Here is a 12,376-nt window from a genome sequence, read left to right as displayed (position 1 = left end):
AGGAGTTGGTCCCGCATGACCGCCCAGCCGACCCCCCACGAACTGATCGCGAAGCACCGGCCCACTCTCGACCAGGCCCTGGAAGCGATCCGCACGCGCGCGTACTGGTCCCCCCACCCCGAGCACCCCAAGGCGTACGGCGAGCACGGCAGCCTGGACGCGGCCGCCGGCAAGGCCGCCTTCGACGCCGTCCTCGGCACCCGTCTCGACCTCGGCCAGCCCGGCACCGACGACTGGGTCGGCGGCGAGGTCTCGCCGTACGGCGTCGAGCTGGGCGTGACCTACCCGCACGCGGACGTCGACGCGCTGCTGCCCGCGATGAAGGCGGGACAGCGCGCCTGGCGGGACGCGGGAGCGGAGCTGCGCGCGGCGGTCTGCCTGGAGATCCTGAAGCGGATCAGCGACCGCACGCACGAGTTCGCGCACGCGGTCATGCTCACCAGCGGCCAGGCCTTCATGATGGCGTTCCAGGCCGGCGGCCCGCACGCCCAGGACCGCGGCATGGAGGCGGTGGCGTACGCGTACGCGGAGCAGGTCCGCACGCCCGGCACGGCGGAGTGGTCCAAGCCGCAGGGCAAGCGCGACCCGCTGGCGCTGACCAAGACGTTCACTCCGGTCCCGCGCGGCATCGGCCTGGTCATCGGCTGCAACACCTTCCCGACCTGGAACGGCTACCCGGGCCTGTTCGCCTCCCTGGCCACCGGCAACGCGGTCCTGGTCAAGCCCCACCCGCGCGCGGTGCTGCCGCTCGCGCTGACCGTCCAGGTCGCCCGGGAGGTGCTCGCCGAGGCCGGCTTCGACCCGAACCTGGTCGCGCTGGCCACCGAGCGGCCCGGCGAGGGCATCGCCAAGACGCTCGCCACCCGCCCCGAGATCCGGATCATCGACTACACCGGCTCCACCGCCTTCGGCGACTGGCTGGAGGCCAACGCGCGCCAGGCGCAGGTCTACACCGAGAAGGCCGGCGTCAACACGGTCGTCGTGGAGTCCACCGACGACTACAAGGGGATGCTGTCCAACCTGGCGTTCTCGCTGTCCCTGTACAGCGGCCAGATGTGCACCACCCCGCAGAACCTGCTGATCCCGCGCGAGGGCGTCCGCACCGACGAGGGCCACAAGACCTTCGACGAGGTGACCGCCGACCTCGCCCGCGCGGTCGACGGCCTGCTCGGCGACGACGCGCGCGCCAACGCCCTGCTGGGCGCGATCGTCAACCCGGACGTCAAGGCCCGCCTGGAAGCGGCGTCCGGACTCGGCGACGTCGCCCTCGCCTCCCGCGAGATCACCAACCCGGAGTTCCCGGACGCGGTCGTGCGCACCCCCGTCGTCGTCAAGCTGGACGGCGCCAAGCCGGACGCCGAGGCCGCCTACATGAGCGAGTGCTTCGGCCCGGTCTCCTTCGCCGTCGCGGTCGCCTCGGTGGCCGACGCGGTGGAGCTGCTGCGCCGCACGGTCCGCGAGAAGGGCGCGATGACGGTCGGCGCGTACACCACCGACCCGGAGGTCGCCCGGGCCATCGAGGAGGTGTGCCTGGAGGAGGCCGCCCAGCTGTCGCTCAACCTGACCGGCGGGGTCTACGTGAACCAGACCGCCGCCTTCTCCGACTTCCATGGCTCGGGCGGCAACCCGGCGGCGAACGCGGCCCTCACCGACGGCGCGTTCGTGGCGAACCGCTTCCGCGTCGTCGAGGTCCGCCGCGACGCCTAGGAAGCCGAGGGTGCGCCCCCGGACGCACTCCAGTGGTACAGCGTCATGGCCACACTGGTGGCCAGGTTGTAGCTGGAGACCTGGGGGCGCATCGGCAGCGCCAGCAGATGATCCGCTCGCGCGCGCAGCTCCGCCGACAGGCCGCTGCGCTCCGAGCCGAACGCCAGCACGGCGTCGTCGGGCAGCTTGACGCCCCGGATGTCGTCGCCCTCCGGATCGAGGGCGAACAGCGGCCCGGAAGGCAGTTCGCCGACGTCGAGCCGCTCCACGGCGGTCGCGAAGTGCAGCCCCGCCCCGCCGCGCACCACCGTGGGATGCCAGGGGTCGAGCGTGCCCGTGGTGACCACCCCGGTCGCGCCGAAGCCGGCGGCCAGCCGGATCACGGCGCCCGCGTTGCCGAGGTTGCGCGGGTCGTCGAGGACCACCACGGGGGCGGTGCGCGGGGTGTGGGCCAGCGTCCGCAGATTGGCCTCGCGGGACGGCCGTACGGCGAGCGCCGCCACCCCGGTCGGATGGGGACGCGGCACGAGGGAGGCGTACGCCTCCGCGGACACCTGCGTCAGCAGCGCGTCCAGCCTGTCCCGGACGTCCCCGGCCAGCTCGTCGGCGAGGGCGAGCGCCGCACGCCGGTCGGTGGCGACCGCCATCCGCACCTCCGCCCCGAAGCGCAGCGCGTGCTTGAGGGCGTGGAAGCCGTCGAGCAGCACTGCGCTGCCGGCGCACTCACGCCAGCTGATCAGGGGGTCGGTCATGCGGTGAACCCTACGCGTCCTGCGCCGCTCTCCTCCGGGGCACGGGGCGACGGCAGCGTGCGGTCCCCCTCGCCACGCCGGAACAGCCGCCCGCGCGCGCGGGCCACCCAGCCACCGAGGAGCAGCAGGAACGCCGTCGGCAGGAACACCGCGTCCGCGGTGATCATCGCCAGCGAGAAGAAAGGCAGCCCGAGCACGACCGCGATCACGGCGTGCTCGGTCATCATCAGCACCAGCAGGACGTTCTTGACCCGCCGGTTGAACAGCGTGAACGGGAAGGCGACCTGCACCATGACCGTCCCGTAGGCCGCGATCATCATCATCGTGCCGCTGGAGGACATCAGGTCCGCGAGGGCCGGCCAAGGCGAGAAGTAGTCCAGGTGGAGCGGGTAGTAGACGGCGGTGCCGTCCTGCCAGCGCGACCCCTGGATCTTGTACCAGCCGGCGGTGGCGTAGATCAGGCAGGCCTCCGCCATGATCACCGCGAGGGCGCCGTTGTGCAGGACGTCGGCGACCACCTCCAGCAGCATCCGCGGCTGCGGGGACTTCGCCCAGCGTCCGACGGCCCACCACAGGCCGAGCCCCACCCACACGGTCCACAGCAGCGCCGGCACCAGCCAGCCTCCCCCGGACCGGCCCGCCAGCGTCACCCCGCCGAACGCCAGGCCGAGCACCACCCACAGCGCCGGGCCCACCCGGTCCGCGGGAACGCACTCCCCGCGCGCGCGTGCCGCCTCGGCACGGGCCGCCCGTCGCGCGTCCAGCGACCACACCCGGCCGCAGCGCGTGAACACCAGGTAGATCGACATCAGGTGCAGGACGTTGTCGCCGCCGTCCCCCACGAAGACGCTGCGGTTCTGCAGCGACAGCACCCCGACCATGAACAGCACCGAGGCGGTCCGGGTGCGCCAGCCGAGCAGCAGGGCCACACCGGCGAGGACGGCCAGCGCGTAGCAGGTCTCGAACCAGAACCGGCCCTCGAACCACATCAGGGCCGTGAAGGCGTGGTTGTCGGAGATCAGGCGCTGGGCGAGTCCCCAGCTCCAGGGACCGTCGGGACCGTACAGGTCCTGGCGGTGGGTGAACTCACGCAGCAGGAACAGCAGCCAGGTCGCGGCGAAGCCGATGCGGATCACGGCGCTCTGGTACGGGCCCAGGGCCGATCCGGTGACGCGGGCTATGCCGCGCGAGAGCGTCAGGGAGAACCGGTTCACCGCACACCTCCCGCGGCCTCGTCGCCGGGCACCGTCCACCAGGACAGCATCCGGTAGACGGGCTTCACGGAGATCTTCTCGCCGCTCCAGGCGGGCGGCCGCACATTGGTGGTTCGGGAACGGACCTGGACGCTCTGTATGACGCCCTCCTTGCCGAGTGTGTCGCCGCGGTACAGGCGCATCACCACGATCCGGCGCACGTAGTGCTCGGCGAGCGCGCCGCGCACGCCCACGAACCGGTCGTCCGTGCCGTGCGTGGCGACGAGGAAGTCCCAGCCGCGGCGCAGCTGGTTCTGCTGGGTGTGGCTGGGCGCGAGGTTGCCGTCTATCGCGGCACCGTCCTGCGCGGAGAGGTCGTACCAGCCGGTGGTGTACAGGCCGCCGCCCTTCGTCCGCACCTTGGCGCGCGCCTGGACGGCGATGTTCTGCTGGAGCGGATTGGGGGCGAACAGTTTCCAGTTCTGCTCGAACTCCGGGTAGACCCAGTCCTCGACGACCTTGCCGTGCTTCTTGGTCACCGTGTTCGCCGGCGCGAGACTCAGGAACACCATGCCGAGGTGCACACACGTGGTGACGGCGACCGCCGCGAGCACCACCGCGGCGGCGACCCGGTAGGGACGGGAGAGCGCGGCGATGCCGGCGCCGTCGCCGTCGCCGTGAAGTACGGAGGGCTCCGGCGACGCGGGGGACCCGGTCGACGCGAGAGACACGGATGACGCCGAGGCCGCCGAAGAGGCCGAAGAGGCCGAAGCCGCTGAGGACGCCGAGTCACCCGTGCCCGGGCCGTCGGCGGGCGGGGCGATGCCGTCCTGCGGTCCTTCGGAGTCCCCGGAATCCTCCAGGGACCGCGACCCAGCCGTCTCAGTCGTCCCAGCCGCGCCAGCCACCCCAGCCGCCCCTGTCGCCTCAGCCGTCTTCGCCGCCGCCTCGGCCCTCTCGTCCGCGTCGGCCGTCGTGTCCGCCTCGGCCGTCCCGGTCAGCCCGCGCGGGCCGTCCGGCCCGCGCGGGGCCCGCGCGTCCTCTTCGTACGCGTCCATTCCGGCCCGTCCCCCGTTTCCGCTCTGTCGTCCGGCCGCCCGGCACAGGCGCCTCATGACCCACGAGCGCCCCCTTGGTCGGCGCTCGCACGGAACGGTACTCAGCGGGGCCCGCCGGGCGCAGCCCCGGGTACGGCCCGGAAGCCGTCGCCCTCACCACGCCGTTCGGCACGCGGCGCCCCGCGACGACTCGCGGCATCCCCGTGCGGCCCGCGGGCAGCGCCCCCGTGCGACGTCGCCCGCGCCCGCCGCCCCTGCCGGGCGGGGCCCCACCTCACCTCTCTCACCTCCCGCGATCCCCGCCGTGCCGCAGTCACGGTCCCCGGTGCGGCGGAGTTGTCCACAGGCGGCCCGCAGCCTTTTCCGCGTTTCCCTGGGCGTTTTCCACAGCGGTTGACACCCGACCGCGGCCCGGCACACCATTGATGCGCACGGACCGAACGATCGGTCGGGACGTGTTCCACGCAGAGCCCGAGGTCAGGGGGACCGCATGGCCACAGCAGCCGCGCCCGGCACGGCCCGCACACAGGCGGACGGGGCAGCCGGGGCACCAGGCACCGCCGACGACACGGCGGCTTACCAGCACGCCTTCGACACCGCCGTCGCCGCGGACGAGCGCATCGAGCCGCGCGACTGGATGCCCGACGCCTACCGCGCGTCCCTCGTCCGGCAGATCGCCCAGCACGCGCACTCCGAGATCATCGGCATGCAGCCGGAGGCCAACTGGATCACCCGGGCCCCCAGCCTGCGCCGCAAGGCGATCCTGATGGCCAAGGTCCAGGACGAGGCCGGCCACGGCCTGTACCTGTACAGCGCCGCCGAGACCCTCGGCACCGGCCGCGAAGAACTGCTCGACAAGCTGCACAGCGGCCGCCAGAAGTACTCCTCGATCTTCAACTACCCCACGCTGACCTGGGCCGACGTCGGCGCCATCGGCTGGCTGGTGGACGGCGCCGCGATCACCAACCAGGTCCCGCTGTGCCGCTGCTCCTACGGCCCGTACGCGCGCGCCATGGTGCGGATCTGCAAGGAGGAGTCCTTCCACCAGCGCCAGGGCTACGAGCTGCTGCTCGCCCTCAGCAACGGCACCCCGGAACAGCACGCGATGGCGCAGGACGCCGTCGACCGCTGGTGGTGGCCCTCGCTGATGATGTTCGGCCCGCCCGACGACGAGTCGCTGCACTCCGCGCAGTCGATGGAATGGAAGATCAAGCGCCACTCCAACGACGAGCTGCGCCAGCGCTTCGTCGACATCGCCGTCCCCCAGGCCGAGTCCCTCGGCCTCACCCTCCCCGACCCCGACCTGCGGTGGAACGAGGAACGGGAGCACCACGACTTCGGAGCGATCGACTGGACGGAGTTCTGGGAGGTCCTCAAGGGCAACGGCCCGTGCAACGAGCAGCGGATCACCCAGCGCCGCCGCGCACACGACGAGGGCGCCTGGGTACGGGAGGCGGCCGCGGCCTACGCGGCCAAGCACACCGGAACCACCGGTGCGACAGGAGAGAGGCGAGCATGACGAACACCGACTGGCCCCTGTGGGAGGTCTTCGTGCGCTCCCGGCGCGGCCTCTCCCACACCCACGCCGGCAGCCTGCACGCCCCCGACGCGGAGCTGGCCCTGCGCAACGCCCGCGACCTGTACACCCGGCGCGGCGAAGGCGTCTCGATCTGGGTCGTCCCGGCCGCCGTGATCACCGCCTCCTCGCCCGACGAGAAGGACCCGTTCTTCGAGCCGGCCGCCGACAAGCCCTACCGGCACCCGACCTTCTACGACATCCCGGAAGGGGTGAAGCACCTGTGACCGCGACCGTCCCCGCGACCGCCGCGCTCGCCCTCGGCGACGACGCCCTGGTGCTCTCCCACCGCCTGGGGGAGTGGGCCGGGCACGCCCCCGTCCTGGAGGAGGAGGTCGCCCTCGCCAACATCGCCCTCGACCTCCTCGGCCAGGCCCGCATCCTGCTCTCCATGGCAGGCGACGAGGACGACCTGGCCTATCTGCGCGAGGAACGCGCCTTCCGCAACCTCCAGCTGGTCGAGCAGCCGAACGGCGACTTCGCCCACACCATCGCCCGCCAGCTGTACTTCTCCACCTACCAGCACCTGCTGTACGCGGAACTCGCCGCCGGAGACGGGCCGTTCGCCCCGCTGGCCGCAAAGGCCGTCAAGGAGGTCGCCTACCACCGCGACCACGCCGAGCAGTGGACCCTGCGGCTCGGCGACGGCACCGCCCTCAGCCAGGAACGGATGGGTCGGGCCTGCGCGGCGCTGTGGCGGTTCACCGGCGAGATGTTCCAGCCGGTCGAGGGCGTGGACGTCGACTGGCAGGCCATGGAGGCCCGTTGGACGGAGTCGGTGGCGGACATACTCGGCCGGGCCACCCTGACCGTGCCCGAAGGGCCGCGCACCGGCGCCTGGGCGGCGGGCGCGGGCCGGCAGGGCCTGCACACCGAGTCCTTCGGGCGGATGCTCGCCGAGATGCAGCATCTGCACCGCAGCCACCCGGGAGCGTCATGGTGACCGCCACCGCCCTGGAGGCGGAGCTGCTGGAGCTGGCCGGTTCGGTACCCGACCCCGAACTGCCCGTGCTCACCCTCCAGGAGCTCGGCGTCCTGCGCGCGGTGCACGTCGCCGACACCGGCGCGGTGGAGGTCGATCTGACCCCGACCTACACCGGCTGCCCCGCCATCGAGGCGATGAGCATGGACATCGAGCGGGTGCTGCGCGCCCACGGCATGCGTGAGGTCACCGTCCGCACGGTGCTCGCGCCCGCCTGGTCGACCGACGACATCACCCCCGAAGGGCGCCGCAAACTCCAGGAGTTCGGCATCGCTCCCCCACGCGAACACCACGACCCCGGTCCGGTCGCCGTGTCCCTGGGACCGACCCGCACCACCCCTGCGCACACCACCTCGGCGCACACCGCCACGGAAGAAGCGGGACAGCCCGACCCGGTGCGCTGCCCGCACTGCGGGTCCGCCGACACCGAGCTGCTGAGCAGGTTCTCCTCCACCGCCTGCAAGGCGCTGCGCCGCTGTCTCGGCTGCCGTGAACCCTTCGACCACTTCAAGGAGTTGTGATGGCACGCTTCCACCCGCTCCCCGTGGCCGCGGTCGACCGGCTCACCGATGACTCCGTCGCCCTCACCCTCACCGTCCCGCCCGAGCTGCGGGAGGAGTACCGGCACGCGCCCGGCCAGCACCTCACCCTGCGGCGCAGCGCGGACGGCGTCGAGATACGGCGTACCTACTCGATCTGTTCCCCGGCCCCCGACCCGGCCGGTGCGGGCCCCGGCACCCTGCGGGTGGGCGTGCGGCTGGTCGACGGCGGTGCCTTCTCGACGTACGCGCTGAAGGAGATCGGCGTCGGGGACGAGCTGGAGGTCATGACCCCGGCCGGCCGCTTCACGCTGGACCCGGCCCCGGGTTGGTACGCGGCGGTCGTCGGCGGCAGCGGCATCACCCCGGTGCTGTCGATCGTCGCCACGCTGCTGGCACGGGAGCCGGAGGCCCGTTTCTGCCTGATACGCGGCGACCGCACGGCGGCCTCGACGATGTTCCTGGAAGAGGTCGCGGATCTGAAGGACCGCTATCCGGAACGCCTGCAGCTGGTGACCGTGCTCTCCCGGGAGGAACAGCAGGCGGGCCTGCCGTCCGGACGGCTGGACCGGGAGCGGCTCGCGGGACTGCTGCCCGCGCTGCTGCCGGTGGACCAGGTGGCGGGATGGTTCCTGTGCGGGCCGTACGGGCTGGTGCAGGGCGCGGAGGAGGCGCTGCGCGGGCTGGGCGTGGACCGGACCCGGATCCACCAGGAGATCTTCCACGTGGACGGGGGTTCGGCGCCGGCGGCCACCGGACAGGCGCCCGCGCACAGCACCGTCACCGCCCGGCTCGACGGACGCGGCGGCACCTGGCCGGTCCAGGACGGCGAGTCGCTGCTGGACACGGTCCTGCGCAACCGGCCCGACGCCCCCTACGCCTGCAAGGGCGGCGTGTGCGGCACCTGCCGGGCCTTCCTCGTCTCCGGCGAGATCCGCATGGACCGCAACTTCGCGCTGGAGACGGAGGAGACGGAGGCCGGGTACGTGCTGGCGTGCCAGTCGCACCCGGTGACGGAGTCGGTGGAGCTGGACTTCGACCGCTGAGACCCGGCCGGGGCTGAGCCGGGACCGAACCGAAGGCCGGTCGGGTCCCGCTCGGTCGGGCTCCGCTCAGCCGGGCTCCGCTCAGCCGGCTATCGAACGAAGCCGGGCTGCCCGTCGTCCGTGACCACGGGGCGGCCGGCCGACTCCCAGGCCTGCATGCCGCCGCCGACGTTCACGGCGTCGATGCCCTGCTGGCCCAGGTACATCGTGACCTGGGCCGAGCGGCCGCCGGAGCGGCAGATCACGTTGACCCGGCCGTCCTGCGGGGCGGCCTCGGTCAGCTCGCCGTACCGGGCGACGAACTCGCTCATGGGGATGTGCAGCGCGCCCGCGGCATGACCCGCCTGCCACTCGTCGTCCTCGCGGACGTCCAGCAGAAAGTCGTCGTCCTTGAGGTCCGTGACCTCGACCGTGGGCACACCAGCTCCGAAACGCATGTCTCCGACGCTACCCGAAGCGGGCCGGGAGTCACCCCTGCCCGTGCAGCCCGGCCAGCTCGGTCTCCCGCTGGTGGATGTCGGCGAGCAGCTTCCCGGCGATCTCGTCCAGGAGGCCGTCGGGGTCGTCCGGGGCCAGCCGCAGCATGCCGGCGATCGCACCGTTCTCCAGCTCGCGGGCGACCAGGGTGAGCAGCTCCTTGCGCTCGGAGAGCCATTCGAGGCGGGCGTACAGCTCCTCGCTGGGGCTCGGCGGCCGCTCGGGCTGCACCGGGACCGCGGCCCACTCCGCGGCCAGCTCCTTCAGCAGGGCCACGTCGCCGCGCGCGTAGGCGGAGTTGACGCGGGTGATGAACTCCTCACGCCGCAGCCGTTCCTTCTCCTCCTGGGCGAGGTCGGGGTGGGCGCTGCGTGCCAGCTCGCGGTAGAGCTTGCGGGCCTCCTCGCCGGGCCGGACCCGCTGGGGCGGACGAACGGCCTGTTCGGTGAGCATCGCGGCGGCCTCCGGGAACAGGCCGTGGCCGTCCATCCAGCCGTGCAGCAGCTCCTCCACGCCGGGGATCGGCTGGACGTGGGCGCGGGCCTCCTCGGCACGCCGGATGTCCTCGGGGTCGCCGGTGCGGGCGGCCCTCGCCTCGGCGATCTGGGCGTCCAGCTCCTCGATGTGGGAGTAGAGCGGGCCGAGCTTCTGATCGTGCAGCCGGGAGAAGTTCTCGACCTCGACACGGAAGGTCTCGACAGCGATCTCGAACTCGATCAACGCCTGCTCGGCGGCGCGTACGGCCTTTTCCAGCCGCTCCTCGGGCCGCGGTGTCTGGGACTGCTCAGCTTCCGGGGTCGTCACCCGGACAGCGTAGGCCACGGCCGGAACGCGTCGGCCGTTCCGGCCGGACTCGGCGGACCGGCGCCACGCCCCCACGGCCCGCTCGGCCCGCACGTCCCCACGCTTCGCCCGCGCCCACCCTTACCGCCCCCGGGCCAGCCACCCCCGCAGTCCAGCACCCGCACAAAGCCCCTCACCCACCACACGCCGCCCCAGCGGCCCGCACACACCTCCCACCGGCCCGCGTCCAGCTCCCACCGGCACCCAAGCCTCCCGCCGGCCCACCCGAGCCTCCCGCCGGCCCTCACACGCCCGACTCGGCCGCGATCCGTCCTGACCGCACCGCGGTCACCAACTCCGCGTGGTCGGCCTCGGTGCGGTCGGCGTAGGCGACGGCGAAGGCGGCGACCGCCTCGTCCAGCTCCTCGTTCTTGCCGCAGTACCCGGCGATCAGGCGGGGGTCGGCGCTGTGGGCGTGGGCGCGGGCGAGCAGGGCTCCGGTCATGCGGCCGTAGTCGTCGACCTGGTCGGCGGCGAGGGCGGCGGGGTCGACGCTGCCCTTGCGGTTGCGGAACTGCCGTACCTGGAACGGCCGTCCGTCGACCGTCGTCCAGCCCAGCAGGTTGTCGCTGACGACCTGCATCCGCTTCTGCCCGAGGACCACCCGGCGCCCCTCGTGCCCGGCGGCCGGCGGCTCGAACCCGGCCGCGGCCAGGTGCGGGACCAGCGCGGAGGGGCGGGCCTCCTTCACCTGGAGCACCAGGGGCTCGCCGCGGTGGTCCAGCAGCAGCACCACGTACGACCGGGTGCCGACGCTGCCGGTGCCGACCACCCGGAAAGCGACGTCGTGCACGGCGTGCCGGGCCAGCAGCGGCAGCCGGTCCGCGGAGAGCGTCGTCAGGTACGACTCCAGGGAGGCGGCGACGGCGGCGGCCTCGGCGTCCGGGACCCGGCGCAGCACCGGGGGAGCGTCGACGAAGCGGCGTCCGCCGTCCTCCAGCCGCTCGGTCGACTTGGCCGCGAACCGGCCGCTGGTGTTGGCCCGTGCCTTCTCCGCGACCCGCTCCAGGGTGCCGAGCAGGTCGTGGGCGTCGGTGTGGGAGACGAGTTCCTCGTCCGCGATGGCGTTCCACGCGTCCAGCACGGGCAGCTTGGCGAGGAGCCGCATGGTGCGCCGGTAGGCGCCGGCCGCGTCCTGGGCGGCCGCGCGGCAGGTGTCCTCGTCGGCGCCCGCCTCCCGGCCCGCCAGCACCAGCGAGGCCGCGAGCCGCTTCAGGTCCCACTCCCAGGGGCCGTGCACGGTCTCGTCGAAGTCGTTGAGGTCGATGACCAGGCCGCCGCGGGCGTCGCCGTACAGCCCGAAGTTGGCGGCGTGCGCGTCACCGCATATCTGGGTGCCGATCCCGGTCATGGGGGTGCGCGCGAGGTCGTACGCCATGAGGCCGGCCGAGCCGCGCAGGAAGGCGAAGGGGGTGGCCGCCATCCGGCCCACCCGGATCGGGGTCAGTGCGGGTATGCGGCCGGTGTTGGACCCCTCGACCGCGGCGACCGCGTCCGGGCGCGCGTCGTCGAGGTCGAGGGTGCGGTGGGCGTCGCGCGGCACGGCGGTCCTGAGCGCCTTGCCCTGCTCCTTCGGCGAGCCGGGCTGGGGCCACTGGGCGAAGCCGCGTATCCGGGGCAGCCGGCCCACCTCGGCCCCCCGCCCGGCCGTCTCCGCCACTCCCGCTTCCGCTTCCACTTCCACACCGGCACCGGTCACCGCGACCGCCTTCCCGCACTCGTACACGCGCACCTGAACTCGTGCCGAACCGTAGCGCCGGTGGCGGAAACACGTCATGCCGTGGCCCCAAGTGCGCTTCCCCACAAGGCAGGTGAGCGTCCCGGTGCCGGACCGGCCCCGCGAGGACGGAATGCGCCGACAGCCATCGCGGCCTCCAGGCCGCGCCGATGGACTGTGCCCCCCTTGAATCCCCTTTGAATCCCCTTGGGGAAAACGGGTTCCGGTCGTCACGAAGCGCCGGCTCACCCTTGGAAAGCCTTCCGGACCCGCCGTCGGCCGGCTCACTGCCCGGAACCCAACAGGCCCGCACACCAGCTCAGAAGTGGAAACAGTCCCCGGATCCGCGGACCATCGCCGGACCGTCACCGGGCCCTTGCCGGACCGGAAAGGACTGAGAGACTCGTCACATCGCAAACGCCCGCGAGGCACTCACACCTCGACCCGCTCCCAGCGCGGGGGCCTCCGGCGCGGCCGCCCGGGAAC

At 73.0% G+C, this 12,376-nt stretch carries 12 protein-coding genes; 6 read left to right on the top strand and 6 right to left on the bottom strand.

All coding sequences use genetic code 11. From position 1 onward, the window contains the following. The first annotated feature begins 15 nt into the window (after positions 1 to 15). Positions 16 to 1,707, top strand: a complete 1,692-nt coding sequence (paaN, locus tag OIB37_RS19380; protein ID WP_330458863.1) for a phenylacetic acid degradation protein PaaN — start codon at positions 16 to 18, stop codon at positions 1,705 to 1,707. Here paaN and OIB37_RS19375 read toward each other — a convergent pair. From OIB37_RS19375 to OIB37_RS19365, 3 genes are read right to left on the bottom strand one after another with little or no spacing between them, the layout of a single operon-like run. Further along, positions 1,704 to 2,459, bottom strand: coding sequence for a TrmH family RNA methyltransferase (locus OIB37_RS19375; RefSeq protein WP_330458862.1), 756 nt, complete (start codon positions 2,457 to 2,459; stop codon positions 1,704 to 1,706). The genes paaN and OIB37_RS19375 overlap by 4 nt on opposite strands. After that, positions 2,456 to 3,673, bottom strand: coding sequence for an HTTM domain-containing protein (locus OIB37_RS19370; protein ID WP_330458861.1), 1,218 nt, complete (start codon positions 3,671 to 3,673; stop codon positions 2,456 to 2,458). Before OIB37_RS19370 ends, OIB37_RS19375 begins: the two co-directional genes overlap by 4 nt. Continuing rightward, a complete protein-coding gene (locus tag OIB37_RS19365; protein WP_330458860.1) occupies positions 3,670 to 4,383 on the bottom strand; it encodes a DUF5819 family protein in 714 nt (237 codons plus the stop codon). Before OIB37_RS19365 ends, OIB37_RS19370 begins: the two co-directional genes overlap by 4 nt. Before the next feature lie 817 nt (positions 4,384 to 5,200). Between OIB37_RS19365 and paaA the strand changes: the two genes are divergently transcribed. From paaA to OIB37_RS19340, 5 genes are read left to right on the top strand one after another with little or no spacing between them, the layout of a single operon-like run. After that, the gene (gene paaA, locus OIB37_RS19360) at positions 5,201 to 6,229 is read left to right on the top strand and encodes a 1,2-phenylacetyl-CoA epoxidase subunit PaaA (protein WP_330458859.1); all 1,029 of its coding nucleotides are present in this window, start codon (positions 5,201 to 5,203) and stop codon (positions 6,227 to 6,229) included. Next, positions 6,226 to 6,513: a 1,2-phenylacetyl-CoA epoxidase subunit PaaB gene (gene paaB, locus OIB37_RS19355; protein ID WP_330458858.1), complete on the top strand. Its 288-nt coding sequence runs from the start codon at positions 6,226 to 6,228 to the stop codon at positions 6,511 to 6,513. Before paaA ends, paaB begins: the two co-directional genes overlap by 4 nt. Then, the gene (gene paaC / locus OIB37_RS19350; protein ID WP_330458857.1) at positions 6,510 to 7,229 is read left to right on the top strand and encodes a 1,2-phenylacetyl-CoA epoxidase subunit PaaC; all 720 of its coding nucleotides are present in this window, start codon (positions 6,510 to 6,512) and stop codon (positions 7,227 to 7,229) included. Before paaB ends, paaC begins: the two co-directional genes overlap by 4 nt. Next, complete coding sequence (gene paaD, locus OIB37_RS19345; RefSeq protein WP_330458856.1) at positions 7,223 to 7,789, top strand: 1,2-phenylacetyl-CoA epoxidase subunit PaaD; 567 nt, start codon at positions 7,223 to 7,225, stop codon at positions 7,787 to 7,789. Before paaC ends, paaD begins: the two co-directional genes overlap by 7 nt. Continuing rightward, positions 7,789 to 8,853 carry a 2Fe-2S iron-sulfur cluster-binding protein gene (locus tag OIB37_RS19340; RefSeq protein ID WP_330458855.1) on the top strand — a complete coding sequence of 355 codons (1,065 nt, stop codon included), beginning with the start codon at positions 7,789 to 7,791 and terminating at the stop codon, positions 8,851 to 8,853. Before paaD ends, OIB37_RS19340 begins: the two co-directional genes overlap by 1 nt. A gap of 89 nt (positions 8,854 to 8,942) precedes the next feature. Here the strand turns inward: OIB37_RS19340 and OIB37_RS19335 are convergent, their stop codons facing one another. The 3 genes from OIB37_RS19335 to OIB37_RS19325 all read right to left on the bottom strand — a co-directional run bounded on the left by OIB37_RS19335 (position 8,943) and on the right by OIB37_RS19325 (position 11,857). Next, positions 8,943 to 9,272 carry a rhodanese-like domain-containing protein gene (locus OIB37_RS19335; protein WP_330461894.1) on the bottom strand — a complete coding sequence of 110 codons (330 nt, stop codon included), beginning with the start codon at positions 9,270 to 9,272 and terminating at the stop codon, positions 8,943 to 8,945. Positions 9,273 to 9,321: 49 nt separating this feature from the next. Then, positions 9,322 to 10,134 (bottom strand): hypothetical protein, encoded by an 813-nt coding sequence (locus OIB37_RS19330; protein ID WP_330458854.1) that lies wholly within the window; start codon positions 10,132 to 10,134, stop codon positions 9,322 to 9,324. Positions 10,135 to 10,417: 283 nt separating this feature from the next. Continuing rightward, on the bottom strand, positions 10,418 to 11,857 hold the full coding sequence (locus tag OIB37_RS19325) for a DUF2252 domain-containing protein (RefSeq protein WP_443058279.1): 1,440 nt from the start codon (positions 11,855 to 11,857) through the stop codon (positions 10,418 to 10,420). Between the last annotated feature and the right edge of the window lie 519 nt (positions 11,858 to 12,376).

The organism is Streptomyces sp. NBC_00820 (assembly GCF_036347055.1).
Taxonomy (GTDB): Bacteria; Actinomycetota; Actinomycetes; order Streptomycetales; family Streptomycetaceae; genus Streptomyces.
Note: the sequence above shows the minus strand (reverse complement) of the source record. Positions and strands in the feature narration are given on the sequence as shown.

What these genes read in the sequence shown, in the direction of transcription:
- paaB (WP_330458858.1), top strand. Translation starts at nt 6,226, where the DNA reads ATGACGAACACCGACTGGCCCCTGTGGGAGGTCTTCGTGCGCTCCCGG.
- OIB37_RS19340 (WP_330458855.1), top strand. Translation starts at nt 7,789, where the DNA reads ATGGCACGCTTCCACCCGCTCCCCGTGGCCGCGGTCGACCGGCTCACC.
- paaN (WP_330458863.1), top strand. Translation starts at nt 16, where the DNA reads ATGACCGCCCAGCCGACCCCCCACGAACTGATCGCGAAGCACCGGCCC.
- paaD (WP_330458856.1), top strand. Translation starts at nt 7,223, where the DNA reads ATGGTGACCGCCACCGCCCTGGAGGCGGAGCTGCTGGAGCTGGCCGGT.
- OIB37_RS19375 (WP_330458862.1), bottom strand. Translation starts at nt 2,459, where the DNA reads ATGACCGACCCCCTGATCAGCTGGCGTGAGTGCGCCGGCAGCGCAGTG.
- paaA (WP_330458859.1), top strand. Translation starts at nt 5,201, where the DNA reads ATGGCCACAGCAGCCGCGCCCGGCACGGCCCGCACACAGGCGGACGGG.